28 protein-coding genes and 1 pseudogene are annotated in these 26,171 nt (G+C 63.4%); 10 read left to right on the top strand and 19 right to left on the bottom strand.

Annotated features, from left to right (window positions below):
• Positions 1-19 precede the first annotated feature (19 nt).
• The 5 genes from E2H86_RS04375 to E2H86_RS04355 all read right to left on the bottom strand — a co-directional run bounded on the left by E2H86_RS04375 (position 20) and on the right by E2H86_RS04355 (position 6,178).
• On the bottom strand, positions 20-1,357 hold the full coding sequence (locus E2H86_RS04375) for a M16 family metallopeptidase (RefSeq protein ID WP_243744026.1): 1,338 nt from the start codon (positions 1,355-1,357) through the stop codon (positions 20-22).
• Entirely contained in the window at positions 1,350-2,645 is a 1,296-nt protein-coding gene (locus tag E2H86_RS04370; protein WP_133325083.1) for a M16 family metallopeptidase, read from the bottom strand. The genes E2H86_RS04375 and E2H86_RS04370 overlap by 8 nt, the downstream gene beginning before the upstream one ends.
• Positions 2,646-2,743: 98 nt before the next feature.
• Positions 2,744-3,346, bottom strand: a complete 603-nt coding sequence (gene rsmD, locus E2H86_RS04365; RefSeq protein ID WP_133325081.1) for a 16S rRNA (guanine(966)-N(2))-methyltransferase RsmD — start codon at positions 3,344-3,346, stop codon at positions 2,744-2,746.
• Positions 3,346-4,830 (bottom strand): M16 family metallopeptidase, encoded by a 1,485-nt coding sequence (locus E2H86_RS04360; protein WP_133325079.1) that lies wholly within the window; start codon positions 4,828-4,830, stop codon positions 3,346-3,348. Before E2H86_RS04360 ends, rsmD begins: the two co-directional genes overlap by 1 nt.
• On the bottom strand, positions 4,823-6,178 hold the full coding sequence (locus E2H86_RS04355; RefSeq protein ID WP_133325077.1) for a M16 family metallopeptidase: 1,356 nt from the start codon (positions 6,176-6,178) through the stop codon (positions 4,823-4,825). The genes E2H86_RS04360 and E2H86_RS04355 overlap by 8 nt, the downstream gene beginning before the upstream one ends.
• 231 nt (positions 6,179-6,409) lie before the next feature.
• Here E2H86_RS04355 and ftsY point away from each other — a divergent pair, with 231 nt between their 5' ends.
• The 4 genes from ftsY to rpoH all read left to right on the top strand — a co-directional run bounded on the left by ftsY (position 6,410) and on the right by rpoH (position 10,553).
• Positions 6,410-7,885 (top strand): signal recognition particle-docking protein FtsY, encoded by a 1,476-nt coding sequence (gene ftsY / locus E2H86_RS04345; RefSeq protein WP_133325073.1) that lies wholly within the window; start codon positions 6,410-6,412, stop codon positions 7,883-7,885.
• Positions 7,882-8,553: a cell division ATP-binding protein FtsE gene (gene ftsE, locus E2H86_RS04340; RefSeq protein ID WP_133325071.1), complete on the top strand. Its 672-nt coding sequence runs from the start codon at positions 7,882-7,884 to the stop codon at positions 8,551-8,553. Before ftsY ends, ftsE begins: the two co-directional genes overlap by 4 nt.
• A complete protein-coding gene (ftsX, locus tag E2H86_RS04335; protein WP_133325069.1) occupies positions 8,550-9,578 on the top strand; it encodes a permease-like cell division protein FtsX in 1,029 nt (342 codons plus the stop codon). The genes ftsE and ftsX overlap by 4 nt, the downstream gene beginning before the upstream one ends.
• Positions 9,579-9,698: 120 nt before the next feature.
• Positions 9,699-10,553 (top strand): RNA polymerase sigma factor RpoH, encoded by an 855-nt coding sequence (rpoH, locus tag E2H86_RS04330; RefSeq protein ID WP_133325067.1) that lies wholly within the window; start codon positions 9,699-9,701, stop codon positions 10,551-10,553.
• Between the two features lie 130 nt (positions 10,554-10,683).
• On the opposite strand, the gene mtgA is transcribed toward rpoH, so the two are convergent.
• Positions 10,684-11,394: a monofunctional biosynthetic peptidoglycan transglycosylase gene (gene mtgA, locus E2H86_RS04325; protein WP_133325065.1), complete on the bottom strand. Its 711-nt coding sequence runs from the start codon at positions 11,392-11,394 to the stop codon at positions 10,684-10,686.
• Positions 11,395-11,458: 64 nt separating this feature from the next.
• On the opposite strand from mtgA, the gene E2H86_RS04320 reads away from it, so the two are divergent.
• The 4 genes from E2H86_RS04320 to trmB all read left to right on the top strand — a co-directional run bounded on the left by E2H86_RS04320 (position 11,459) and on the right by trmB (position 13,713).
• Positions 11,459-11,830: a DUF423 domain-containing protein gene (locus tag E2H86_RS04320; RefSeq protein ID WP_133325063.1), complete on the top strand. Its 372-nt coding sequence runs from the start codon at positions 11,459-11,461 to the stop codon at positions 11,828-11,830.
• Between the two features lie 102 nt (positions 11,831-11,932).
• Entirely contained in the window at positions 11,933-12,133 is a 201-nt protein-coding gene (thiS, locus tag E2H86_RS04315; RefSeq protein ID WP_133325061.1) for a sulfur carrier protein ThiS, read from the top strand.
• 53 nt (positions 12,134-12,186) lie between these two features.
• Positions 12,187-12,981, top strand: coding sequence for a thiazole synthase (locus E2H86_RS04310; RefSeq protein WP_008092966.1), 795 nt, complete (start codon positions 12,187-12,189; stop codon positions 12,979-12,981).
• A 9-nt stretch (positions 12,982-12,990) separates the two neighbouring features.
• Positions 12,991-13,713 (top strand): tRNA (guanosine(46)-N7)-methyltransferase TrmB, encoded by a 723-nt coding sequence (gene trmB, locus E2H86_RS04305; protein ID WP_133325059.1) that lies wholly within the window; start codon positions 12,991-12,993, stop codon positions 13,711-13,713.
• Positions 13,714-13,954: 241 nt separating this feature from the next.
• Here the strand turns inward: trmB and E2H86_RS04300 are convergent, their stop codons facing one another.
• From E2H86_RS04300 to E2H86_RS04260, 9 genes are all read right to left on the bottom strand, one after another.
• A complete protein-coding gene (locus tag E2H86_RS04300) occupies positions 13,955-14,281 on the bottom strand; it encodes a DUF3392 domain-containing protein (protein WP_133325057.1) in 327 nt (108 codons plus the stop codon).
• 9 nt (positions 14,282-14,290) lie between these two features.
• Positions 14,291-15,466, bottom strand: coding sequence for a radical SAM family heme chaperone HemW (hemW, locus tag E2H86_RS04295; protein WP_133325055.1), 1,176 nt, complete (start codon positions 15,464-15,466; stop codon positions 14,291-14,293).
• Positions 15,463-16,059 carry an RdgB/HAM1 family non-canonical purine NTP pyrophosphatase gene (gene rdgB / locus E2H86_RS04290; protein ID WP_133325053.1) on the bottom strand — a complete coding sequence of 199 codons (597 nt, stop codon included), beginning with the start codon at positions 16,057-16,059 and terminating at the stop codon, positions 15,463-15,465. The genes hemW and rdgB overlap by 4 nt, the downstream gene beginning before the upstream one ends.
• Complete coding sequence (locus E2H86_RS04285; protein WP_133325051.1) at positions 16,056-16,490, bottom strand: DUF4426 domain-containing protein; 435 nt, start codon at positions 16,488-16,490, stop codon at positions 16,056-16,058. The genes rdgB and E2H86_RS04285 overlap by 4 nt, the downstream gene beginning before the upstream one ends.
• A gap of 22 nt (positions 16,491-16,512) precedes the next feature.
• Positions 16,513-17,133, bottom strand: coding sequence for a methionine biosynthesis protein MetW (gene metW, locus E2H86_RS04280; protein WP_133325049.1), 621 nt, complete (start codon positions 17,131-17,133; stop codon positions 16,513-16,515).
• 7 nt (positions 17,134-17,140) lie between these two features.
• Entirely contained in the window at positions 17,141-18,280 is a 1,140-nt protein-coding gene (gene metX, locus E2H86_RS04275; protein WP_133325047.1) for a homoserine O-succinyltransferase MetX, read from the bottom strand.
• Between the two features lie 98 nt (positions 18,281-18,378).
• Positions 18,379-18,969 carry a YggT family protein gene (locus E2H86_RS04270; protein WP_133325045.1) on the bottom strand — a complete coding sequence of 197 codons (591 nt, stop codon included), beginning with the start codon at positions 18,967-18,969 and terminating at the stop codon, positions 18,379-18,381.
• 10 nt (positions 18,970-18,979) lie between these two features.
• A complete protein-coding gene (proC, locus tag E2H86_RS04265; protein ID WP_133325043.1) occupies positions 18,980-19,798 on the bottom strand; it encodes a pyrroline-5-carboxylate reductase in 819 nt (272 codons plus the stop codon).
• A gap of 38 nt (positions 19,799-19,836) precedes the next feature.
• Positions 19,837-20,523: a YggS family pyridoxal phosphate-dependent enzyme gene (locus E2H86_RS04260; RefSeq protein ID WP_133325041.1), complete on the bottom strand. Its 687-nt coding sequence runs from the start codon at positions 20,521-20,523 to the stop codon at positions 19,837-19,839.
• Between the two features lie 65 nt (positions 20,524-20,588).
• On the opposite strand from E2H86_RS04260, the gene E2H86_RS04255 reads away from it, so the two are divergent.
• A complete protein-coding gene (locus E2H86_RS04255; RefSeq protein ID WP_133325039.1) occupies positions 20,589-21,593 on the top strand; it encodes a type IV pilus twitching motility protein PilT in 1,005 nt (334 codons plus the stop codon).
• 95 nt (positions 21,594-21,688) lie between these two features.
• On the opposite strand, the gene E2H86_RS04250 is transcribed toward E2H86_RS04255, so the two are convergent.
• On the bottom strand, positions 21,689-22,312 hold the full coding sequence (locus E2H86_RS04250; RefSeq protein WP_133325037.1) for a C40 family peptidase: 624 nt from the start codon (positions 22,310-22,312) through the stop codon (positions 21,689-21,691).
• Positions 22,313-22,477: 165 nt separating this feature from the next.
• Between E2H86_RS04250 and E2H86_RS04245 the strand changes: the two genes are divergently transcribed.
• A complete protein-coding gene (locus tag E2H86_RS04245; protein WP_133325035.1) occupies positions 22,478-22,894 on the top strand; it encodes an NINE protein in 417 nt (138 codons plus the stop codon).
• A 546-nt stretch (positions 22,895-23,440) separates the two neighbouring features.
• On the opposite strand, the pseudogene E2H86_RS26745 reads toward E2H86_RS04245, so the two are convergent.
• From E2H86_RS26745 to argS, 3 genes and pseudogenes are all read right to left on the bottom strand, one after another.
• Positions 23,441-23,536, bottom strand: a pseudogene (locus E2H86_RS26745) (helix-turn-helix domain-containing protein); the annotation flags it as partial.
• Between the two features lie 174 nt (positions 23,537-23,710).
• A complete protein-coding gene (locus E2H86_RS04240) occupies positions 23,711-24,409 on the bottom strand; it encodes an SPOR domain-containing protein (RefSeq protein WP_133325033.1) in 699 nt (232 codons plus the stop codon).
• A 1-nt stretch (position 24,410) separates the two neighbouring features.
• Positions 24,411-26,147: an arginine--tRNA ligase gene (argS, locus tag E2H86_RS04235; RefSeq protein ID WP_133325031.1), complete on the bottom strand. Its 1,737-nt coding sequence runs from the start codon at positions 26,145-26,147 to the stop codon at positions 24,411-24,413.
• Positions 26,148-26,171: the final 24 nt, after the last annotated feature.

Here is a 26,171-nt window from a genome sequence, read left to right as displayed (position 1 = left end):
GCTCCTGTGTCTGTACCCATTAGTCGGTGTCGGGCAGTTCCGGCAGCGGTTGCTGATCGACGGTTGGCCCCACGCTTACCCACACCGCCTGGCGCAGGTCGAGCCTGCGCCTGAGGGTTTCCCGTACTGCGCCCGTGGTGAGACCGTTCAGCATGGCGTTGTAGCCGTTCAGATAGCCCTCTGGTTGGCGCTGCCTGGCGGTGACCGACAACAAACCGGCGAGTCGTTTGTTCTGGGCAACGTTACGCAGCAGCTCGCCAGCCAACTGGTGCCGAGCCTGTTCCAGTTCCGCCTCGGTGGGTCCTTCATCGATGAACCGTTGCAACAGCGTGCCGACCAGTGTCTTGCTGGCCTCTACCAGGTCCGAGGCGATGTCCCATTCGATCATGAACACGCCGCCTGAACGCATCGCCGAGATCTTCGAACTCACGTCATAGGTCAGCCCCCTGCGCTGACGCAGTTCGGTCATCAGCCTGGAGTCCAGGCCTGAGGTCAGGATCTCGCTCGCCAGCACCATGGCCAGGAATTGCGGATCGTTTGCCGGAACGTTCATGGGCAATGCGAGGAGCACGCAATTGCTCGCGCCGGGTCGCTCGACATGCAACGTCATGGCAGGGACTTCGGCCACTGCTGGCGGAGGTAGGGCTGTCCAGTCCTGTGGCAAAGTCTGGCTGATGCGGTGGGCAATGGCCTTGGCCTCGGTAGTGGATAGGTCACCCACCAGAGTCATTTGCAGGTTGCTGGCACTATAAGCTCTGCGGTGGAAGGCCCTGAGGTCGTCTACCGTGACGGCTTCGATTCCCTCCGGCGTGGTGCCGTTCGGGTTGCCATAGGGGTGGCCATCGAATAGATAGCCGAAGGCCGCGGAGCGTGCCTGCACGATGGGGTTTCTGAGGCGTGAGGCGGTATATGCGAGCGTCTGCGACTTCACTTTTTCCAGCGCGGCCGGCAAAAAGTCAGGCTTAGCGGCCATTGCGCCGAACAGTGCCAGGGCAGGGTCGAGCAAGGTCCGCTGGCTGAGGCTGCGCAAGCTCAGCACGGCTTCTTCCAGGCGCACCTCCTTGCTGACTTCTGCGCCCAGGCGCTCCAGGGCCACCGCATGCTCGCTCGCGGTGAGCCCATCGCTGCCTTCATCGAGCATGTACAGCGTCAGCGCAGCCAAGCCCGATTTGTCGGTGTCCTGGACGACTCCGGCGCCAAAGCGCAGGACCAGATCGACGACGGGCAGCCCTCGCGCTTCGACGAACTGGACGCGTGTACCGGCCTCGGTCGTCCAGGTCTGCACGTGGGTATCGACAGGTTCCAGGTGGTTGAGGTCCAGCCCTTGGAGGGAAGTCAAACGGGTCATGTCATTCATCATGGCTCTCCATGCCACTCATGAAAGTGGTCGTCAGGCGGTCGTCGCTCAGGAAGGCTTCTACGGCTTGGCAGACTTGCACGTCGGTCAGGCCCTCGATCATCGTTGTCTCGAACTCCAGTTCGGTTGGGTCGAGGCCACAGGCGGCCATGCGGCCCAACATGTCGGCTTGTTTGGCGATGTCATCCCGGGCAAACACCTCTTTCGCCATCAGCTGGGCTTTGGCCCGCTGGAGTTCTGCTGCTGTGGGCGGCGTCAGGCGAAGCGCGCTGATTTCCCGCAGCAATTGTTCCTGAGCCTGCTCCGGCGTGGCTTTGGCGGGGTCGTTGAAGGCACTAAATGTCAGCAGGCCGTCGCCGCGAAGCAGCAGGTCATAGCCGCCTTTCACGCCTTGCAGCAGCGGTTGTTCCGCGACCATCGAGCGCTGCAGTCGTGCGGAGGCGCCCTGGGTGAGCAGTTCGGGGATCAGGCGCAACGCCTGGGCTTGGGTCGGGTCATCAGCGGTGGCCAGGCTAGGGCAGTTGAAACTCATGATCAGGCCTTCGCGCAGGCCCTCGATGCGCACCGATTGCGTGCGGCGGGTCAGCGTCTGGTCGTGTCGAGGGAGTGGCGCGATGGGCAGGGGATGAGCGGGAATCGCGCCGAAGTGACGCTCTACCAGCGTGCGCAATTGCGCCGGGTGCGCGGCGCCAACCACCGCCAGTGTGGCGTTGTTGGGGTGATACCAGCGCTGGTACCAGCTAAGCGCCGCGGCCTGAGCCAGCTGCTGCAGGTCTTCTCGGAAACCGCGGGTTGGTGTGGCGTAGCCGCTCCTGCCGTGGGCCAGCAGCTTGTGTTGCTCGACAGCGACGGCAAAAGGTTTGTTGTCGACATCTACCCGGCGCTCTGCCATGACGACGGCGAGTTCGCGCTCGAACGGTGCTTCGCTCAGTGTCGCCGTGGCCATCGCATCGGCCATGGCTTCAAGGGCGACCTCCATACGGCTGGCAGGCAAGGTGACGGGATAGACCGTGGCGTCCGAGAAGGTATAGGCATTGGGATCGCCACCGAGACGCGACATCAATTGGAAGTATTCGCCCGCGGCCAGTTTGCTGCTGCCTTCGAACATCAGATGCTCAAGGGCGTGGGATAACCCGCTGTGACCCTCGGGCTCGTAGCTGGAACCCACGTGGTACCAGAGTTGGACGCTGACCAGCGGGGCGCGATGATCTTCGCGCAGATAGACCTTGAGGCCATTGGCCAGGGTGAAGTGCTGCAATGAGAATTGCGCACGTGAGGTGTCGGGCATGGCTGAACTGCTCCTGGATGAATCGGAAGGAGCAGCTTCAGCCATGCCCGAGGTGCAATGGCGGTAGTTAAGTCTTCAACTCGTGGCCATCGGCCCGATCAATCTCTGTGCCACAAGGCGTAATGCACCTGCCCGGTCTTTTTCTCGCGATGCAGACGCCAGTTGCCCGGCATCGCCAGACTCGACGGTGCCGCTTCGCTTTCGGTGTAGATCCAGGCTTGCTCACGCAGCCAGGCGTTCTGCTCCAACAGGCCGCAGGTGTCGGCCAGCAGGTCTTGGTGGAATGGCGGGTCGAGGAACACCAGATCGAACTGCTGCTTGGCCGGGCCCTGGAGGTAGCGCAGGGCGTCGGTTTGAAGGATCTGGCCGCGTGGACAGCGGAGGATCTCGAGGTTGTTCTTCAGATTGGCGATGGCCGCCGGGTTGCTGTCCAGGGCCACCGCATCTTCTGCGCCGCGCGACAGCGCTTCGAGCACCAGGGCGCCACTGCCGGTGAAGGCATCCAGCACCCGCGCCCCTTCGATGTACGGCGCCAGCCAGTTGAACAGAGTTTCGCGCACGCGATCAGGCGTCGGCCGCAGGCCTTCGCCGTCCGGTACCGCCAGGCGGCGGCTGCGCCACTCACCGGCGATGATGCGTAGGTGGCCCTGGCCCTTGCTTTGGCCGGCTTGCGGGCGGGCGGGAGGGGTGGATCTGGGCATTAGTGCTCCGGTACGCCGAGCGGTTGCTCGGCGGGTTTGTCAGTGGGGGCCGGCAGCGGTTTCTGCGGCACTTTCGGGCCGACGGTGACGATCACCAGCTTGTCGGCAGCCAGGTGCTTGTTCATCGCGACCTTGACCTGGTCGACGGTCAGCGCCTGGGATTGCTGCATGAAGTCTTCCAGCCAGGTCAGTGGCAGGTTGTAGAAACCGATGGCACCTAACTGGCCGACGATGCTGGCATTGCTGGCGTTGGACAGCGGGAAGCTGCCGGCCAGCTCACGCTTGGCATCGTCGAGTTCCTGCTGGGTCGGACCGTTCTTCAGGTACTCGGCGAGGATCTCCTGGACCAGCTTCAGCGTGCCCTCGCTGAGTTCGGCACGGGTCTGCAGGTTGATCATGAACGGGCCGCGAACCTGCATGGGGCTGAATGCCGAGTATACGCCATAGGTCAGGCCGCGTTTTTCCCGCACTTCGCTCATCAGCCGAGTGCCGAAGGCGCCACCGCCGAGGATCTGGTTGCCCAGGGACAGGGCAGGCCAGTCGGGGTCCTGGCGATCGATGCCCAGCTCAGCGAGCATCAGGTGGGTCTGTTTGCTCGGAAAGTCGATGTGGGTCATACCCGGTTTGGGCTCGACCGGCTCGGCTGGCGCGGCCAGTGCAGGGCCCTTGGGCAGGGCGGCGGAGACCTGGGCGGCGACGGCCTCGGCTTCGCTGCGGCTGAGATCGCCAACCAGGGCGATGACCGCGTTGCCAGCGGTGTAGGCCTTGGCGTGGAAGGCGCGCAGTTGTTCCAGGGTAATGCCCGGGATGCTTTCGGCGGTGCCGTCGCTGGAGTGGGCGTAGGGGTGGTCGCCATAGAGCTTGGCGAACAGCGCCTTGCCGGCGATCTTGCCAGGGTTCTGTTTTTCGTACTCGAAACCGGCCAGCAGCTGGTTCTTGATGCGCTTGAGCGCGTCTTCGGGAAAGGTCGGCTTACCGGCCACCTCGGCGAACAGCTTGAGCGCCGGTTCGCGTTTGTCCTTGGCGCTCAGGCTGCGCAACGAGGCAATCGCCATGTCGCGGTAGGAGCCGTTGCCGAAGTCCGCGCCCAGGCTTTCGAAACCTTCGGCAATGGCGGTCACGTCCTTGCCGGCCACCCCCTCGTTGAGCATGGCGTTGGTCAGGGTGGCCAGGCCTGGCGTGGCGCCATCCTGGCTGCTGCCGGCGGCGAAGGTCACGCGCAGGTCGAACATCGGCAGCTCGCGAGCCTCGACGAAGAGTACGCGGGCACCTTCGGCTGTGGTCCAGTTCTGGATGTTCAACTGGCGCCGGCTGGGCGTCTTGCCGTCCAGCTCGGCCAGCGACTGCAAGGTATTGGCCGGGCGCGCGGCGCTGGTCTCGGCTTCGGCGTGGACCGGGCGTGCCAGCACGGCGGCCAAGGCCACCACCAGGGCGATGATGCCAGCGCCGATCAGGGTGTAGCGTGGTGCGCTGCGATCACTCATGAGCGGACTCCTCGGGCAATACATGGGCAACGCTCAGGCGTTCGCGGGTGAAGTAGGTGCGCGCGGCATTCTGGATGTCCTGCGGCGTCACGCGCTTGAGCTCGTCCAGCTCACTGTCGATCAGCTTCCAGGACAGGCCGACCGTCTCCAGTTGGCCAATGGTGGTGGCCTGGCTACTGATGGAGTCGCGGTCGAAGACCAGCCCGGCGATCACCTGGGCACGCACCCGCTCCAGCTCTTCGCTGCTCGGCGGTGTGGTCTTGAGCTCATCGAGCAACTGCCAGATGCCTTTTTCGACATCGGCCAGGGTCTTGTGCTTCTGCACGTTCGGCGTGGCCGAGATCATGAACAAGCTGTCGCCACGGGTGAAGGCGTTGTAGCTCGACGAAGCGCCGGCCACCAGCTCCTGGTCGCGCTCCAGGCGTGCCGGCATGCGCGCGCTGTAGCCGCCGTCGAGCAGTGCCGAGATCAGGCGCAGGGCATGTACGGTGCTGGGGTCCTTGGCGGTGGCCAGGCCCGGCACGTTGAAGCCGTAGATCAGGCTCGGCAGTTGAGTGCGGACATGCAGCGTGAGCAGACGGTTACCGGGCTCGGCCAGTTCCAGCGGCAGCTTGGCCGGCGGTACGGCGCGTTTCGGGATGGCGCCGAAGTACTTCTGGGCCAGGCCCTTGACCTCGTCGGCGGTGACATCGCCGACCACCACCAGGGTCGCATTGTTCGGCGCATACCAGGATTCGTACCAGTTACGCAGCTCTTCGACCTTCATTCGCTCGAGGTCGGCCATCCAGCCGATGGTCGGTGTGTGGTAGCCGCTGGCCGGATAGGCCATGCTGCGGAACAGCTCGAAGGCCTTGGCGCTCGGCTGATCGTCGGTGCGCAGGCGGCGCTCCTCCTTGATGACCTCGATTTCGCGGCTGAACTCGTCGGCCGGCAGGCGCAGGCTGGCCAGTCGATCGGCCTCCAACTCCAGGGCGACGGGCAGGCGGTCACGGGCTAGCACCTGGTAATAGGCGGTGTAGTCGTCGCTGGTGAAAGCGTTCTCCTCTGCGCCCAGGTCGCGCAGGATGCGCGAGGCTTCGCCGGGGCCGACCTTGGCGCTGCCCTTGAACATCATGTGCTCCAGGGCGTGGGACAGGCCCGTCTGCCCGGGCGTTTCGTAGCTGGAGCCGACCTTGTACCAGATCTGCGAAACCACGACCGGGGCGCGGTGATCCTCGCGTACGACCACTTTGAGGCCGTTGTCGAGAATGAATTCGTGGGTCGGCTGCACATCGGCGGCGAAGGCGGCCAGTGGCAGGCAGAGCGTGCTGAGCAGCAGGCCAGCGGCGCGGCGGGCTAGAGCATTCATACGGTGTTTGACCTGTTCGGCGGCCCGCAGGGTTTAGCGTCGGCGGGCCAGGAGGTGCTAGGATACTGATCCGGTTGCCTGGCGACCATGCCTGTCGCCGTTCTGGCCCACAGGACCCTACGACAAAACATTGCGCATGAACCAGCCGGATTCAAAATAGTCTGTTCTGCGTTTAGAGAATTCCTGATGCGCCAATGCTGGCCCATCGCTACCCTGAGATAGCCGTCTTCCATGTTTGGTTCCAACGACGACAAAAAAGCGCCGGCCGAGGCTGGCGAGAAAAAAGGCCTGTTCAGCTGGTTTCGCAAGAAGCCGCAGCAACCTGTCGCCGAACAGCCACAAGCCCCTGACACGCAACCCGCAGAGCCGGTAGCGCCGCAGGTCGATCCCCAGCCTGCGCCGGCCCCGGCTGAGCCAGTGGAGGTGCCTGCTGCCCCCGCGCCGGTGGTCCCTGCAGCCTCCACAGCACCAGAGCCTGTGCCGCCTTCGGAGCCGGCCCCGGCCCCTGTAGACACCGGCTTGCCGGCGGCTGCGCCGCCCGCCGCAGCAGAGCCACCGTGCCCTGCGCCGATAGCGACCGTCCCAGAGGCCGCGCAGCCCCCGCAAGCCCAGCCCGTCGAGGCGCCCGTCAGCAACCTGGTCCTGCCCGTTGCCGAAGAGCCCGTCGCCCTGGTCCCGGACCTCGAACCCAAGGCCCCGCCGGCCATCCCCGAGCGGCCGGCGCCAGAGCCGGTAGCACCTGTTGCCGCAGCTCCGGCCAGCGCCGAACAGTCCAAGCTGGGCTTCTTCGCCCGCCTGAAACAGGGCCTTTCGAAGACCAGCGCCAGCATCGGCGAAGGTATGGCCAGCCTGTTCCTGGGCAAGAAGGTCATCGATGACGACCTGCTCGACGAGATCGAGACTCGTCTGCTGACTGCCGACGTCGGCGTCGAGGCCACTTCCGCGATCGTCCAGAACCTGACCCAGAAGGTCGCCCGCAAGCAATTGGCCGACGCCGACGCGCTGTACCAGTCGCTGCAGGAAGAGTTGGCCGCGCTGCTGCGTCCGGTCGAACAGCCGCTGAAGGTCGAGGCGCAGAACAAGCCCTACGTGATCCTCGTGGTCGGCGTGAACGGCGCCGGCAAGACCACCACCATCGGCAAGCTGGCCAAGAAGCTGCAGCTCGAAGGCAAGAAAGTCATGCTCGCCGCCGGAGACACCTTCCGCGCTGCCGCGGTCGAGCAGCTGCAGGTATGGGGCGAGCGTAACCAGATCCCGGTGATCGCCCAGCACACCGGCGCCGACTCCGCTTCGGTGATCTTCGATGCCGTGCAGGCCGCCAAGGCCCGGGGCATCGATGTGCTGATCGCCGACACCGCCGGACGCCTGCATACCAAGGACAACCTGATGGAGGAGCTGAAGAAGGTGCGCCGAGTGATCGGCAAACTGGACGCCGAGGCGCCCCATGAGGTGCTGCTGGTGCTCGATGCCGGCACCGGTCAGAACGCCATCAGCCAGGCCAAGTACTTCAACCAGAGCGTCGAATTGACGGGCCTGGCGCTGACCAAGCTGGATGGCACCGCCAAGGGCGGGGTGATCTTCGCCCTGGCCAAGCAGTTCAAGTTGCCGATCCGCTTCATTGGCGTGGGCGAGGGCATCGATGACCTGCGCACGTTCGAGGCCGAACCTTTCGTCAAAGCCTTGTTTGCCGAGCGGGAGCACCCATGATCCGATTCGAACAGGTTGCCAAGCGCTATCCCAACGGCCATGTCGGCTTGCATGAGCTGAGTTTCCGGGCGCGTCGGGGCGAATTCCTGTTCGTCACCGGGCATTCGGGCGCCGGCAAGAGCACCTTGTTGCGCCTGCTGCTGGCCATGGAGCGACCGACCAGCGGCAAGCTGATGCTGGCCGGGCAGGACCTGGGTCAGATCAGCAATGCACAGATCCCGTTCCTGCGCCGGCAGATTGGCGTGGTGTTCCAGAACCACCAACTGCTGTTCGACCGCACGGTATTCAACAATATCGCGCTGCCGCTGCAGATTCTCGGCCTGTCCAAGGCCGAGATCACCAAACGCGTGGATTCGGCGTTGGAGCGCGTATCGCTGGCCGACAAGGGCGAGCTGTTCCCCGCGGACCTGTCCACGGGCCAGCAGCAGCGGGTCGGTATCGCCCGCGCCATCGTCCATCAGCCGGCCTTGTTGCTGGCGGACGAGCCGACCGGCAACCTCGATCCGCGCCTGGCTGCGGAAATCATGGGTGTGTTCGAGGACATCAATCGCCTCGGCACCACGGTTCTGATCGCCAGTCATGACCTGGCACTGATTGCGCGCATGCGCCACCGCATGCTGACCCTGCAGCGCGGTCGTCTGATCGGCGATGGGGAGGCCGGGCAATGAGCACTACACGTACACCCAAGGTTTCCGAGCGCGTCGCGCCCAAGCCTGCGGACCCACAGCCGGCGAAGAAAAAACGCGGCGACCATGACGACGACGGCCCGGACTTCCGCACACTGCTGCACGCCTGGCTGGAAAGCCATCGCGCCAGTCTGGCCGACAGCTTGCGGCGCCTGGGCAAGCAGCCGATCGGCAGCTTCTTCACCTGTCTGGTGATGGCGGTTGCCCTGAGCATGCCCATGGGCCTTTCGCTGCTGCTGAAGAATGTCGAGAAACTCGGCGGCTCCTGGCAGCGGGCGGCGCAGATCTCGCTGTACCTCAAGCTTGACGCGGGCAGCCGCGAAGGTGAGGCACTGCGTGACGAGATCAAGGGTATGCCGGGCGTGGCTGACGCCCAGTACGTCAGCCGCGAGCAGGCGCTGGAGGAGTTCCAGCAACAGTCGGGTCTGGGCGAAGCCCTGCGTGAACTGCCCGACAACCCGCTGCCTGGCGTGGTGGTGGTGACTCCAACCGAGGTGGACAAGCCGGCCCTGGAGGCATTGCGTCAGCGCTTGGCTGAATTGCCGCGGGTCGAGGTGGCGCAACTGGATCTGGTCTGGGTCGAGCGTCTGGCCGCCATACTCAAGTTGGGTGATCGGTTCGTCTTTGGCCTGGCGGTGATGCTGATTTCAGCGCTGCTTTTAGTAATTGGTAACACAATTCGCCTGCACATCGAGAACCGGCGTACCGAGATCGAAGTCATCAAGCTGGTCGGCGGCACCGACAGCTACGTACGCCGGCCTTTCCTGTACATGGGCGCTCTGTACGGCCTGGGCGCGGGCTTGCTGGCCTGGGGGATCCTGGCGTTCGGACTGAACTGGCTGAACGAAGCAGTGGTAGGGCTTTCGGGGTTGTACAACAGTGATTTCGCCCTGGGCGGGGTGCCGGCCTCCGATGGTCTTTCTCTCTTGATCGGAGCGGTCTTGTTGGGGTATATCGGTGCATGGATCGCGGTAGCCCGACACCTGAACGAGTTGGCGCCACGATAGTTTTCTTTGCCAGCATTGACTTTTTTTCATCTTGTGAACCACTCGGAACTTGTACAGTGGTTCAAGGTCTATGTTGGCAGTGCCCACAAGGCACGAGTCTAGTGAGTCGGAGGTTCTTGAATGACCACTTCGTTGCAACCTGCCTATGCCCTGGTCCCCGGTGCGAACCTGGAGGCCTACGTGCACACGGTCAACAGCATCCCGCTGCTGACGGTCGAGCAGGAGCGTGAACTGGCCGAGCGTCTCTATTTCGAGCAGGATCTTGAGGCCGCTCGGCAAATGGTAATGGCCCACCTGCGTTTCGTCGTGCACATTGCACGCAGCTATGCCGGCTATGGCCTGGCTCAGGCCGACCTTATCCAGGAAGGCAACGTCGGCTTGATGAAAGCCGTCAAGCGCTTCAACCCGGAGATGGGCGTGCGCCTGGTTTCCTTCGCCGTGCATTGGATCAAGGCGGAAATCCACGAATTCATCTTGCGCAACTGGCGTATCGTCAAGGTCGCTACCACCAAGGCCCAGCGCAAGCTGTTCTTCAACCTGCGCAGTCAGAAGAAGCGTCTGGCCTGGCTGAACAACGACGAAGTCCATCGCGTGGCGGAAAGCCTGGGCGTCGAGCCTCGCGAAGTGCGCGAGATGGAAAGCCGCCTGAGCGGCCAGGACATGGCGTTTGACCCGGCCGCCGAGGCGGACGACGACAGCGCGTTCCAATCGCCGGCGTACTACCTGGAAGACCATCGCTACGATCCGGCAACGCAGCTGGAGGACGCCGACTGGAGCGACAACTCCACCAGCAACCTGCACGAAGCGCTCCAGGGTCTGGACGAGCGCAGCCGCGATATTCTCTACCAGCGTTGGTTGGCCGAGGAGAAAGCCACGCTGCACGAGTTGGCGGACAAATACAGTGTGTCGGCTGAGCGTATCCGTCAGTTGGAAAAGAACGCGATGAACAAGGTCAAGGCGTTGATCGCGGTTTGATCTAGTTTGGTGGGATTGGAAAACCGCTGGCTCGGAGACGGGGCGGCGGTTTTTTTATACTCGTCTTGAGGGTTGCTGCGTTGTTGAGATCGAGCGCCGCTACAACTCCAAGCTTACGCTGCACTCGCCCTCAAGGCCGGCGCGAAGCATCCAGTTGCATCAGATAGCTCGGCCCACCCAACTGGCTCATCTGTCGGCGAATCCAGCCGGCCCGGCTGGCGACGTAGGCACTCGGCCGGCTGGCGCTCCACTTGATCGGATTGGGCAGCACTGCTGCCAGCTGCGCGGCCTGTTGGCGGCTCAGGCGGCTGGCATCGATGCCGAAGTGATAGCGAGCCGCGGCCTGGGCGCCGAACACGCCTTTGCCCCACTCGGTACTGTTGAGGTACACCTCGAGGATCCGTTCCTTGGACCAGAACAGCTCGATCAGTACGGTGAACCACGCTTCCAGGCCCTTGCGCAACCAGCTGCGACCCGACCACAGGAACAGGTTCTTGGCCACCTGCTGGGTCAGGGTGCTGGCACCGCGGATACTGCCGCCACGCTCGTTGTAGGCCAGCGCTGCCTGAATCGCTGGGATGTCGAAGCCCCAATGGCTGGCGAATTTCTGGTCCTCGCCGGCAATGACCGCCACCTTGAGCTGATCGGAGATGTTGTCCCAGGGCTCCCAGTCGCGTTGCAGGTCGATCGGTTCGCCGCTGACCCAAGATTCCACCTTGCGTTCGACCATCAGGGCCGTACCTGGCGGCGGTACCCAGCGAAACACCAGGACCAGCACGATGCTCGCGGCGGCAAACCAGAGCAGGACGCGGACGAATCGGCGGAAAAGGGATGACAGCATGGCAATGGCTTGGCCGGACCGGTGGAAGGGGCCATTATACAGACCCGTTCCAAGGAGTCGTCCCATGCTTCGCAGCTTCCTGATGCTCGCCGCGTTTTTCGGCTTCACCGGTGTCGCGCTCGGCGCGTTCGCCGCCCATGGCCTGAAAAGCCGGCTCAGTGCCGACTACTTGGCGGTGTTCCACACCGGCGTCACCTACCAACTGGTGCATGCCCTGGCGATCCTCGCGGTGGCGGTGCTATCGGTGCACTTGCCTGGACGCCTGGTGGCCTGGTCCGGTGGTCTGTTCGCGGTCGGTATCGTCCTGTTCTCCGGTAGCCTTTATCTGCTGACCCTGAGTGGCCTGGGCAAGCTTGGCATGATCACGCCTTTCGGTGGGCTCTGCTTCCTGGCCGGTTGGCTGTGCCTGGGCCTGGCAGCCTGGCGACTGGGCTGACCGCCCGGTCCACATTCGCGACTAATGGTGCCCGTCGCCCTTGGGTTCAAGGGTTGATCGGGGCTAGAATGCGTGCCCCAAAGTACAATGGTGGCCGTGCGCATGCGCATTCAACTGAACGGTGAACCTTACGAATTGCCTGTTGGCGAAAGCGTCGCGGCCTTGCTGGCCCGCCTGGAGCTGACCGGGCGCCGCGTGGCGGTGGAACTGAACCTGGACATCGTGCCGCGTAGCCAGCACGACAGCACCCTATTGAACGAGGGCGACCAGGTCGAAGTGGTCCATGCCATCGGTGGCGGTTGATCCGTCCCGGCGATTCACCCGCAAGTCCCGTAACCTTTTCCCGAGGAACAACGATGAGCAACGTTCGTAGCGACAAGCCCTTCACCCTGGCCGGGCGCACTTTCCAGTCGCGCCTGCTGGTAGGCACCGGCAAATACCGTGACATGGAAGAAACCCGCCTGGCCATCGAGGCTTCGGGTGCCGAAATCGTCACTGTCGCCGTGCGCCGTACCAATCTGGGCCAGAACCCGGGCGAGCCGAACCTGCTCGACGTGCTGCCGCCTGACCGCTACACCATCCTGCCCAACACCGCCGGCTGCTACGACGCGGTCGAGGCCGTGCGCACCTGCCGCCTGGCCCGCGAGCTGCTCGATGGCCACAACCTGGTCAAGCTGGAAGTCCTGGCCGACCAGAAGACCCTGTTCCCCAACGTGATCGAAACCCTCAAGGCCGCCGAAGTGCTGGTCAAGGACGGGTTCGACGTGATGGTCTACACCAGTGACGATCCGATCATCGCCCGTCAGCTGGCCGAAGCCGGCTGCATCGCGGTGATGCCGCTGGCCGGCCTGATCGGCACCGGCCTGGGTATCTGCAACCCCTACAACCTGCAGATCATCCTCGAGGAATCCAAGGTGCCGGTGCTGGTCGATGCCGGTGTCGGCACTGCCTCCGACGCCACCATCGCCATGGAAATGGGCTGCGAGGCCGTGCTGATGAACTCGGCCATCGCCCATGCCCAGCAGCCGGTGCTGATGGCCGAAGCCATGAAGCATGCCATCGTCGCCGGCCGCATGGCCTACCTCGCCGGCCGGATGCCGAAAAAACTCTACGCCAGCGCCTCTTCGCCGCTGGATGGTCTGATCAAGTAAGAGCCCCCGATGACTGACTCGCAAGATACGCCGATTCCCGCCGACGGCGACCAGCGCCACCACCGCCGCATCAAGAGCTTCGTGATGCGTGCAGGGCGCATGACCGAAGGCCAGCAACGTGGCCTCGACCAGGGGGGGCCGCTGTTCATCCTGCCGCTGACCGACAGCCCGGTCGACTACGACCAGGTCTTCGGCCGCACGGCACCGCGTACGCTGGAGATCGGCTTTGGCATGGGTCACTCGCTGCTGGAGATGGCCGCTGCCGCCCCGGAACAGGACTTCATCGGTGTCGAAGTGCACCGTCCAGGTGTGGGCGCGCTGCTCAACGGCGTGCTGACCCAGGGCCTGAAGAACCTGCGGGTGTATGACTGCGATGCCATCGAAGTGCTCAACCGCTGCGTGGCCGATAACAGCCTCGACCGGCTGATGCTGTTCTTCCCGGACCCTTGGCACAAGGCGCGCCACCACAAGCGCCGCATCGTGCAGCTGGAGTTCGCCGAGCTGGTACGGCGCAAGCTCAAACCCGGTGGCGTGTTCCACATGGCGACCGACTGGGAGCCCTATGCCGAGTACATGCTGGAAGTGATGAGCGCAGCGCCCGGCTATCGCAACCGTGCTGCTGACGGCACCTATGTACCGCGTCCGGAAGAGCGTCCGATCACCAAGTTCGAACGCCGTGGCGAGCGCTTGGGGCATGGGGTGTGGGATTTGAAGTTCGAGAAGGTGGATTGATCGGCTGATCGGGCCCTTCGACATGGCCTGAGAACCATGCCGGTGAATTTCTTCGAAGGGCCATCAACCTGGCCAATTCACTGAGAACTCTGCACAGTTTTCGAAGGCATCGAAGTACCGGTTAGATGCTGGAAGATTGGCCCGCCAACACGGAGGCCAAGGCTTATGAAGCGTTTGCTTGGTACGCTGAGCCGCCAGGTGGTTGGGCTGCCCCGGTCTTCCGGGGCAGCTTCTAGCAGCCTCAACCCCGGCGATCCGCCACAACGCCAATCAACACCAGTACCACCAGCAACACCGGTGCCAGCGCATAGTTGTTGAACTGTCCCAGACCCTTCACCACCCATGGCGTGGCATAGATCAGCGCGGCGCCACTGCCGATCATCACCAGCAATGCCATGAACGGCACGCGCAGCGCACCGGCCAGGCCGCCCAGGCGCTGTTCAACCCAGCCCTTGATATCGGTGCCGAACAGCACCAGCAGACAGCCGACCAGGGCCAGGGAGATTTCCGAGAGGTGGCTGCGGCTCCAGCGGGAAACCGTCGCGAGCAAGTCAAGTACCAGATCCATGGGTCATCCTTAGGTCAAGAAATACTGCAGCAGGTCGTTGAGGAACAACTGGCCGCGTGGCGTTGCCACCAGCCGATCCGGTTCGACCTGCAAAAGGCCTTTTTGTTCGGCCGCACGCCTCGCTTCGGTAAGCTGCGCCAGGGGCAGGCCGGTGCGCTGGGTGAACAGCTCCGCCTCCACGCCTTCGGTCAGGCGCAGGGCGTTCATCAGGAATTCGAACGGCAACTCGTCGACTGGCAGCAGCTTCTCGCCAGCCTTGAACGGTTTGGCCAGGTTCAGGTAATCCTTGGGCAGGCGGGTCTTCCAGGTGCGAAGGATTCGACCATCGGCAAACGTCAGTTTGCCGTGGGCGCCCGCGCCGATGCCGATGAAATCGCCGAAGCGCCAGTAATTGAGGTTGTGCCGTGCGGCGCGCCCGGCCTGGGCGTAGGCTGACACTTCGTACTGTTGGAAGCCGTTTGCCGCCATCAGCGCCTGGCCGGCTTCCTGGATATCCCAGAGGATATCGTCCTCGGGCAACTCCGGCGGCTGGTTCCAGAACACCGTGTTCGGCTCCACCGTCAGCTGGTACCAGGACAGGTGCGTCGGACTCAAGTCGATGGCTTGGCGCAAGTCGCCCATGGCATCGTCCAGAGACTGGTCGGGCAGGCCGTGCATCAAGTCCATGTTGAAGTTGTCGAAACCGGCGGCGCGGGCCATGGCGGCGGCGCGGATCGCTTCGTCGCCGTTGTGGATGCGCCCCAGGGCCTGCAGCTTGGCGGGCTGGAAGCTCTGCACGCCGATCGACAGGCGATTGATACCGGTCTGCCGGTAGGCCTTGAACTTCTCCTGCTCGAACGTACCGGGGTTGGCCTCGAGGGTGATCTCGATATCTGCAGTGAACGGGATGCGTTGCTCCACCCCGCGCAGCAAGCGCCCCAGCGCGTTGGCGCTGAACAGGCTCGGGGTGCCTCCGCCGAAGAAGATCGACGTGATCGGCCGGCCCTGCACGGCGGGCATCTCCTGGTCGAGGTCGGTCAGCAAGGCATCGACGTAGGCCTCTTCCGGCAACTCAGACCCGGCGGCGTGGGAGTTGAAGTCGCAGTAGGGGCACTTGCGCACGCACCACGGAATGTGGATGTACAGCGCCAGCGGGGGCAGGCTGGAAAGGCCTGCCGCGCCTGGCTGGGACAACGTTTCGATCATGCCAGGCCCAGACGTTTACGCAGCAGCGCCATGGCGCGGGCGCGGTGGCTGAGCTGATTCTTGTCCACCGGGGCGAGCTCGGCGCTCGAGCAGTCGCGCTCCGGCACCCAGAACAGCGGGTCGTAGCCGAAGCCATGCTCACCGCTGGCCTGGAACAGGATACGGCCGTGCCACAGGCCCTCGCAGAGGATCGGCAGCGGGTCGTCGGCATGGCGCACCAAAGCCAGCACGCAGACGAACTGAGCGCCACGTTCTGCCTCGGGCACGTCCTTGAGGGCTTCGAGCAGCTTGGCGTTGTTCGCTGCATCGCCCTTGCCATCGGCATAGCGTGCCGAGTAGATGCCGGGGGCACCGCCGAGGAAGTCCACCGCCAGGCCCGAGTCGTCGGCCAGCGCCGGCAACCCTGAGATACGCGCGGCATTGCGCGCTTTGAGGATGGCGTTTTCGACGAACGACAGGCCGGTTTCCTCCGGCTCGACCTGGCTGAACTCGCCGATCGAGCGCAACTGCACCGAGGTGCCGAGCATGGCCTGGAGTTCCTTGAGTTTGCCGGCGTTATGGCTGGCCAATACGAGTTGCTGGAGATTCATCATTCGCCTGGGAACACTTCCTGGTTGAAACTGAGTGGGTGGCTGATACCGCCGGTTTCGACGTTCAGGTCGAAAGTCAGTGTCTCGGCCTGTTCGATCTTGAACTGAGCGATGTAATACACCGCCCCTTGGTCGGTGATCTGCCGGAACGACAGTGGGCTGCTGCGTCCGGTGAGGTCTTTCACCGTGCCGCTGACCACCGCGATGCTCGGCTTGCCGGCCTTGATCACGGCAATGTTGAGCACGCCCTGGTTCTTGCTGCGGACCAGACCGGTGGCGGCGGCAATATTCGGCTGCAGCATGCTGGAGGTGAAGGCGCTGTAGTGGACCGTCACATCGCCGAACACTTCCTTGCGCTCGGGGCGGGCGGCGTCGGCCGCCAGGGCTGGCAGGGCCAGGCACAGGCTGATCAGGAACAGGGCTAGGCGACGCATGGTGCGAGTCCTCCGGTGGGCGTCAGACCGCGAGCTGATGCTCCTGCAGGCTTGGGCTGCTGACGCGGTAGATGCCGATTTCACCTAGAAGATTAGGCCAAAGCCGCCCGCCCCACCCGTTGCGGTGCAAGTGATCCACAGCCAGGCGGTCGAGGACCTTGGCGTGGCGCTCGTGGCACAGTTCTTCGAAGTCGGCGAAGGTGCAGAAGTGGATGTTCGGCGTGTTGTACCAGGTATACGGCATGAAGTCCGATACCGGCATGCGGCCTTTGGTCGCCAGATACCAGCGGCAACGCCAGTGACCGAAGTTGGGGAAGGTGATGATGCACTGACGTCCGACCCGCAGCATCTCGTCGAGGATGCGGTCGGGGTATTCGACGGCCTGCAGGGCCTGGGTCATGATCACCACGTCGAAACTGTTGCTGGCGAAGTTGCCCAAGCCCTTGTCCAGGTCCTGTTCGATGACGTTGACGCCCTTGGCCACGCACGCGGCGATGTTGTCAGGGTCGATCTCCAGGCCATAACCGCTGACCTGCTTGCGGTCACGCAGCGAAGCCAGCAGCTCGCCGCTGCCGCAGCCCAGGTCGAGTACCCGGCTGCCGGCGGGGATCCAGTCGTGGATGATTTCCAGATCGGCTCTCATGCTGTCCTCAGATGGCGATGCGGTTCATGTAGTTCGAGAATCCCTGGATGTAGCGAGGTGTTGGGATCAGGAAGGCATCGTGGCCGTAAGGCGAGTCGATCTCCAGATAACAGACGTTCTTGCGTGCGGCCATCAGGGCATCGACGATTTCCCGCGAGCGGGCCGGCGAGAAACGCCAGTCGGTGGTGAACGACATGATGCAGTAGTCTGCCTTGACGTGGGCCAGGGTGGCAGCCAGGTCGCCGCCGTGGGCGGCTGCCGGGTCGAAGTAATCCAGGGCCTTGGTCATCAGCAGGTAGGTGTTGGCGTCGAACCGACCGGAAAACTCCTCGCCTTGGTAGCGCAGGTAGCTTTCGACCTGGAATTCGACGCTGTGGAAATCGTAGTTGAGCTTGTCGCTCTTGAGTTCCCGGCCGAATTTCTCGCCCATCGAGTCGTCGGACAGGTAGGTGATGTGGCCGACCATGCGCGCCAGCATGAGTCCGCGCTTGGGGATCACGCCCTGATCCTGGAACGAGCCACCGTGGAACTCGGGGTCGGTGAGAATGGCCTGGCGCGCCACTTCGTTGAAGGCGATGTTCTGCGCCGAAAGCTTGGGCGCCGAGGCGATGTCGACGCAGTGGCGCACGCGCTCAGGATAGGTGATGGTCCATTGCAGGGCCTGCATGCCACCGAGGCTGCCGCCGACCACCGCGGCCCACTGGCCGATGCCCAGGCGATCGGCCAGGCGCACCTGGCTGTGCACCCAGTCTTCCACGGTCAGCACCGGAAAATCGGCGCCATAGGGCTTGCCGGTGGCCGGGTTGAGGCTGCTTGGCCCCGTGCTGCCATTGCAGCCGCCGAGGTTGTTCAGGCTGACCACGAAGAATCGGTTGGTGTCGATCGGCTTGCCTGGGCCGATGCAGCTGTCCCACCAGCCCGGCTTGCGGTCGGTGACCGCGTGATAGCCGGCGGCATGGTGGTGGCCGGACAGAGCATGGCAGATCAGCACAGCGTTGCTCGCGCTGGCATTCAGGGTGCCATAGGTTTCGTAGACCAGCTCGTAGCTGGTCAGGGAACGGCCACAGGCCAGGGCCAGGGGCTCGTCGAACCGGGCGACCTGCGGGGTCACCAGACCGACGGAATCTTCGGGAAGGACAGTGGACATCGACCCTGCTCACGCTTGACGGAGGCGTAAGTCTAAAGAGCGCTACCCCCAGCGGCAAGCAAAGGCTTGCCGCCAGGCTCAAGGAGCGCTGATCCGGGTCAGATCATCCGCCACAGTTCTTGTGGCATGCCGGCGTAGGCGGCCAGCGGGGGCATGACGAACGACTGGATCACCTGGATGGCGATGAAGGCGAAGATCGGCGAAATGTCCAGGCCGCCAAGGTTCGGCACCAGGCGGCGGAACGGCGCGAGTACCGGTTCGCTGATCTGGTAGGCCAGCTCGGCTGCCGGGTTGTGGCTGTTGGGCGCGATCCAGGACACGATCACCATGACGATCATCGCCACCCAGAAAATCTTCAGGAACAGCGACGTGATGCCGATGATCGCCCACAGCAGCAGGTGCAGCACATCGCCGAAGACGCCGTAGGTCAGCATCAGCACGAAGGCCATCAGCAGCGCCTGAATGACCACGGCGAGCAGCAGCGAAGACGTATCCAACCCGCCGATGCTGGGGATGATACGGCGGATCGGCTTGAGCAGCGGTTGGGTGGCGCGCACCGTGAACTGGCTCAGCGGGTTGTAGAAGTTGGCTTTGACCAGTTGCAGCACGAAGCGCAGCAGGACGATCACCAGGTACAGGCTGACCAGGGTTTGCACCACGAAGATCGCGGCGCCGGACAGTGCATTCATCAAGAACTCCTTATTTGCCCAATTGTTCGGCGAGTTCGGCCGAGCGTTTGGCCGCAGCCTGCAGCGCTTGCTCGACGAGGGCCTCGAAACCGTTGCCCTGGAACGACTTGATCGCAGCTTCAGTGGTGCCCGCCGGCGAAGTCACACGGCGACGCAATTCGGCGGCGTCGACATCGCTGGAAACGGCCATGCGCGCAGCCCCCAGGGCGGTCTGCAGGGTCAGCTGCGAGGCGGTTTCACGCGGCAGGCCGAGTTTTTCACCCGCGGCAATCATGGACTCGATCAGCAGGAAGAAATACGCCGGGCCGCTACCGGAGACAGCGGTGACGGCATCCAGTTGCTGTTCCTGCTCCAGCCAGACGGCGGTGCCGACCGCCGACAGCAACTGCTCAGCCTGTTGGCGCTGGGCGTCGGTCACTTCGGAAGTGGCATACAGGCCGCTGACGCCTTCGCGCAGCAGGGCCGGGGTGTTGGGCATGCAGCGCACCAGCGGGCGGGCACCCAGCCAGGCTTGCAAGCTGGCACAGGTGATACCGGCAGCGATGGAGACGATCAGCTGGCCGTCCTGCAGCGAGGGCTGCAGGGTCTGGCACACGGTTTTCATCACTTGCGGCTTGACCGCCAGCACCACCACGTCGGCACTGGCCACGGCCTGGGCATTGTCTTCGTAAACCTCGATACCGTGCTCGACGTGGACGCGGGTGCGGGTCTCGGCGCCGGGATCGCTGGCGGTGATCTGCGAAGCATCCAGGCCCTGGGCACGCAGGCCACCGATCAGGCTGGCGGCCATGTTGCCGGCGCCGATAAAGGCGATACGTGTCTTGCTCATGTCAGGTCCTTGAGGGAAAGAGTGAGTAAAGCATGGAATCAGGCAGCCCCGTAGTCGCGGGCACCGAACAGGGCGGTCCCGATACGGATCCAGGTCGCGCCCTGGGCGATCGCCGCTTCCAGATCGTGGCTCATGCCCATGGAGAGGGTGTCCAGGCCAAGGTCCAGGCCGTCGCGCAACTGGCGCACGGTGGCGAAGGCCGCCTCTTGCGCCGCCCGGTCATCGGTCGGTTCGGGAATCGCCATCAGCCCGCGCAGGCGCAGGTTGGGCAACGCCATCACCGCCTCGGCCAGCGCCGGCAGGTCGGCCGGGGTGCAGCCGGACTTGCTGTCTTCGCCGCTGACGTTCACCTGCAGGCAGATATTCAGCGGCGGCAGCCCGGCAGGGCGCTGTTCGGAAAGGCGTTGTGCGATCTTCAGGCGATCCACGGAATGTACCCAGTCGAAATGTTCGGCAATGGCTTTGGTCTTGTTCGACTGGATGGGGCCGATGAAGTGCCAGATCAAGGGCAGATCGGCAAGTTCCTGTTGCTTGGCCAGGGCTTCCTGCAGGTAGTTCTCCCCGACATCGCGCACGCCGGCGGCATGGATCTCGCGGATGGCGGTGGCGGGTTTGGTCTTGCTCACGGCCAGCAACTGGATGCTCGCCGGAGCCCGGTCGGCAGCCTTGGCGGCGCTATCGATGCGGGTGAGTAGGGCGGAAAGGTTGTCTGCTATGGTGGACATGGATCGATGCCGGCGGCTCAGGAGTCTGCCGCATTCTACCTGCTTGACGGTCTTTGGGGAGTCTCATGGATGTGACCGACCTGTTGGCCCTGGCCGTGGAGGCAGGGGCGAGCGACCTGCACCTGGCCGTGGGTGAGATACCAATGCTGCGCTGTGCGGGCGAGTTGCAGCGCATGGGCCTGCCGAGCCTATCGCCGGCATTGCTGGACCATGCCCTGGCGCAATGGCTGGATGCCAGCCAGCACCAGCGCTGGCTGCGCGGAGAGGATCTGGACCTGGCACTGGACCTGGAGCCGCTTGGGCGTTTCCGCGTGAACCTGTTCCGCCAGTTGCGCGGCGCTGCGGCAACGTTTCGCCTGATCCCGAAGAACGTCGCCAGCCTCGCTGCACTCGAACTGGAAAATTTGTACCCAATGATTGCCAATCATAGCGACGGCCTGGTGCTGGTCGGCGGTCCGACCGGCAGCGGCAAGTCCAGCACCCTGGCGGCTTTGCTGCACCAGCTAGGGAGTCAGCGAGCGTTGCACATCGTCACGCTGGAAGATCCGATCGAAGTTATCCACAAGAGCGGGCGAAGTCTGGTGACTCAGCGGGAAATCGGTCGCCACGCCCAGGATTTTTCCCAGGGCCTGCGCAGTGCGCTGCGCCAGGACCCCGATGTGATCATGATCGGCGAACTGCGCGACCTGGAGACCATTCGCCTGGCGTTGCGGGCTGCGGAAACCGGGCATCTGGTCCTGGCCACGGTGCATGCGCGTTCGGCTTCAAGCAGCCTTGAGCGCCTCGTAGAGGTGTTCGCCGCCGAGGAAAAGCCGCTGGTGCGTGCGATGCTGGCCGATTCGCTGCGTTTGGTCGTGGTGCAGGCGCTGGTCAAGCGGGTCGACGGCGGACGTGTGGCAGCCCGGGAGGTATTGGTGGCGACCCCGGCGGTACGCAACCTGGTTCGTGAGGGGCGCATGGAGCAGTTGTGTTCAGTGATGCAGGCAGGTGCTGCGCAGGGAATGTCGACGATGGAGGGCGCCGTGCGGCGGCTGGTGGAGAAAAGGCTGATCAGTGACCATCACCTGTAGCCGCTCGTTGACGTGGCAGGCCCGCTCCTTCGGGCGGGCTTGAAGCAAGCGGGCCTGCCCCGCGAACAGGTCGTCGAGCTGCAGCGCCGATCGGATCAGCGCTTGGCCAAGCTCAGTTGCTGTTCCTTGGGCAGCATTCGCTTGGCCACCACGTAGTGCTTTTGCCAGTAAGGCTTGCTCAGCGTGTCGATGCTCACCCGCTTGCCGCGACGCGGCGCATGGATGAAGCGATCGTTGCCCAGATAGATGGCAACGTGATTGACCCGACGGCTCTTGATGTTGAAGAAGATCAGGTCACCGGGCTTGAGGTCGCTCTTCGCCACCTTGATGCCGTGGCCCTGGGCCATGGCATTGGAGGTGCGTGGCAAGTCGACATTGGCCACGTCATCGAAGGCGTACTTGACCAGACCACTGCAATCGAAGCCCTTCTTCGGGCTGCTACCGCCCCAGCGATAGGGGGTGCCGAGCATATTGACGGCGCGACTGAGCACAGTGCTGCTCTGCTTCGGCGACATCGCGGCCACCGGCAGACCGTGACTGCTGGCAACGCTGCTCGGGCGAGCACGCAGCGTGGTGTGCTTGGCCGGGGCGTGTTTCACCGTGGCATTGGTGGTATAGCCGGTGAACCCGTTGGGAAGACGTTGCTCACGATTGGTGGCGTGGGCGGCCAGGGGCAATAATAGGCAGAGGGTCAGCCATGTCTTGAAGAAAGGCGGCATAGATGAAGCTCTTATGAATGTTGTGTGTTGGGCGCGCAACTTTATAACAGCTTTTTGATCAATTTCTGATCCGTTGGTCGATTGTCATGTTGCCGTACGTCGGCCTGCGCCAGAAAAGTCACATTTTTCGTTAGAAAATTTTTGGATAAACCCAGGGAGCTATGAATGAACAGTTATCAAGACGGCGTGCCGTATCACGACACCCATAGCAAGGTCATCGGCTACCTGTTGTGGATCTTCGGCTTCACCGGATCGCACCGTTTCTACTACGGCAAGCCGATCACCGGGACCATCTGGTTCCTGACCCTCGGTGTGTTCGGTATCGGCTGGCTGATCGACCTGTTCCTGATCCCGTCGATGGACCGAGAGGCCGACATGCGCTTCACCTCCGGCCGTATCGACTACAACATCGCCTGGATCCTGCTGACCTTCCTCGGCATCTTCGGTGTGCATCGCCTGTATCAAGGGAAATGGATCAGCGCGATCATCTATTTCTTCACCGGTGGGTTGTTCCTGCTGGGGGTGTTGTACGACTTCTGGACGCTGAACAGCCAGGTCTCCGAGGCCAATGCCCAGCGCTGAAAGGGCTGCCGGCACCCAAAGGTTATTCACGGATTGTCGGGGAGCTTGGCTTGGCTTGGCTTGGCTTGGGTTGGCTTGGGTTGGCTTGGGTTGGCTTGGCTTGGGTTGGCATTTAGATCGTGAGCTGATCCATTGTGTGTAGCGGCGCTACTGGCCCCTTCCGCCTTTACGGCGGGCAACTTTTTTCTTGGAAAAAGTTGCACAAAACCGCTTGCTCCTGCATCCGGCCCTCCGCTTCGCTACGGGTCCCCTCGCTACGGCGCCTTCCGGGCCCGCGCGGCCTACGACTTGCTGCGCAAGTCTACATCTCGCGCCTTCGGCTAACGCCGAAGGGTGCTGCGCACCTGGCCCTACAGGCGCCTACGCTCGGCCTCCTGACGTCGCAAAGTTAGGGGCGGCGCCTGCACTGGCGTTATCTTCGAAAGACAGATCGCGAGATCCGCTACAACACAAAACGATAGGTAGAGGGAAAAGCGAGAGCGCAGCGATTCGCCTGCCGTCGCTCTGGCTTTTGATCTTGCTCTTGATCTACCCGCGACCTCAGAAGGCCGAGTGGAGGGCGCTGAAGCTAGGCGGACCCTGCAGGTAATCCGCGATGAAAAGCGTTTTCATGTCCATAGGTTTCAGCTCTTGCCAAGGCATGGTCAGATCCTCGAAAAACCGACCATGCCAGTTAAAAACTGTTACCTATGTGCGTGAACTGATTTGTAACCCATGTGGGTGAGTCATACCCAAACCCCTGCCCCCCACTAATCCGTGAAGAGCCAAAAAAGGCCTTGTCGCGTCGTGTGACAAGGCCTTTTTCACTCGCTGGCTTTATTGGCGAGTCTGACGCTGCTGCAACAGCAGGTTGCTGAAACCTGCTCCCGCCAACTGCTTCTGTGCCCCGGTCAACTGTTCGCGGTTGCTGAACGGACCTACCAATACGCGGTACCAGGTTTCATCCTTGACCGTACCCGACTCTACCTTGACCGCCTGGCCGAGCAGGATGATCTGCGCGCGAACCCGGTCGGCATCGGCCTGCTTGCGGAACGAGCCGGCCTGCAGGAAGAACTGGGTGGTGGCCGCCGGCTTGATCACGGGCGGTGCCGGTGGTGGCGTCTGTCCAAGCAGTGCTGCCTGGGCGCGTGCGGTATCGATCTTGGCGGCTTCGGCAGGGGTGACCGGTGTCGGCGGTTGGGCAGGCACGGGCGGAGTCTTCTCTGGCACAGCCTCCGGCGGCACGATCACCTCGGACTCCGGCAACAGGGTATAGAAGTCGTACTTCGGCTTCACCGGCTGCTGTGGGGTGGCGGCATTGCCCTTGCTGGCCTCGGCCACCTTCTCTGGCTTCTGCTGCTCGGGTTTGCTGCGTTTGATATCGCCGCCGCCCGGTTCGAGCTTCATCAGGAAGACGATGAAAGCACCGACGGTGAGGCCGACCGCCAGCCAGACCCATCCGGGGATGGGCTGCTTGGCGGGGGCTTGCGGGCGGCTGGCGCCGCGTTTGGGGGCGGGTTTTTTCTTGGCAGCCAACTTACATGCGCTCCAGGGTTTCCAGGCCCAGCAACTCGAGGCCCTGCTTGAGCGTGCGGCCGGTCAGGGCCGCCAGGCGCAGGCGGCTCTGCTGCTGCTCCGGGCTCTCGGCGGCGAGGATCGGGCAGTTCTCGTAGAAGCTCGAGAACAGACCTGCGAGGTCGTACAGGTAGCTGCACAGCACGTGTGGCGTACCCTTCTCCGCGACGTTGTTCAGGACTTCACCGAACTGGGCCAGGCGTGCAGCCAGGTCCTGCTCCTTCTCGGCCTGCAGCACGATTTGCCCGTCCACCTCGTCGAAGCCCTTGCCCAGCTTGCGGAACACGCCGGCCACGCGGGTGTATGCATACAGCAGGTAAGGGGCGGTGTTGCCCTCGAAGTTGAGCATCAGGTCGAAGTTGAAGCTGTAGTCGCTGGTGCGATGCTTGGACAGGTCGGCGTACTTGACCGCGCCGATACCCACCACTTCGCCGATATGGCGCAGGTCGTCCTCGGCCAGGTCTGGGTTCTTGTCCTTGACCAGGGCATAGGCGCGTTCCTTGGCTTCGGTGAGCAGGTCGATCAGCTTCACCGTGCCACCGTCGCGGGTCTTGAACGGGCGGCCGTCGGCGCCGTTCATGGTGCCGAAGCCCATGTGCTCCATCCGCATCGGATGGCCGACGAAGCCTGCGCGGCGCGCGACTTCGAACACCTGGTTGAAGTGCAGGGCCTGGCGCTGATCGACGAAGTACAGCGCGCGGTCGGCCTTGAGCACGTTGCTGCGGTAGCGCACGGCCGCGAGGTCGGTGGTGGCGTACAGGTAGCCGCCGTCGGCTTTCTGCACGATCACCGGCAGCGGCTCGCCTTCGCTGTTCTTGAATTCATCGAGGAAGACGCATTGGGCGCCCTGGTCTTCGACCAGCAGGCCTTTGGCCTTGAGATCGGCGACCACGTTGGCCAGGTCGTCGTTGTAAGCGCTTTCGCCCATCACGTCGGCCATGGTCAGCTTGACGTTGAGCAGCTCGTAGGTCTTCTGGCAGTGCGACAGGGAAATATCCTTGAAGCGCGTCCACAATGCCATGCAGTCAGCATCGCCGGCCTGCAGCTTGACCACCAGACCACGTGCACGGTTGGCGAATTCTTCGGACTCGTCGAAGCGTTTCTTGGCTGCGCGGTAGAAGTTCTCCAGGTCCGACAGTTCGTCGCTGGTGATCGGGTTCTCTTCCAGGTAGGCCAGCAGCATGCCGAACTGGGTACCCCAGTCGCCCACGTGGTTCTGCCGCACGACGTCATCACCGAGGAACTCCAGCACGCGGGCGACGCTGTCGCCGATGATGGTCGAGCGCAGATGGCCGACGTGCATTTCCTTGGCCAGGTTGGGCGCCGACATGTCGATCACCACTTTCTCGGCAGGTCCGTTCTTGCGCACGCCGAGGTGATCGTCGGCCAGGGCGGCGTCCAGGCGACTGGCGAGGGCGCCGGTGTTCTGGAAGAAGTTCAGGAAGCCGGGGCCGGCGATTTCGACCTTGCTGATGTCATCGCTGGCCGGCAGCGCATCGATGAGCTTTTCTGCCAGGTCACGCGGCTTCATGCCCGCTTGCTTGGCCAGCATCATGGCAATGTTGCTGGCGAAATCGCCGTGGGTCTTGTCGCGGGCGTTTTCGACCTGGATCGCCGGCGTCAGCCCTGCTGGCAGCACACCATCGGCGGCGAGTTGGGTGAGGGCTTGCTGGATGAGCTGGCGAATGGTGTCTTTCATGGGGTTCTCTTTTCGACCGCAAGC

This window comes from Pseudomonas putida (assembly GCF_004357765.1).
GTDB lineage: Bacteria > Pseudomonadota > Gammaproteobacteria > Pseudomonadales > Pseudomonadaceae > Aquipseudomonas > Aquipseudomonas putida_U.
The sequence above is the reverse complement of the archived record's forward strand: the minus strand, read 5'-3'. Positions and strand labels throughout refer to the sequence as shown.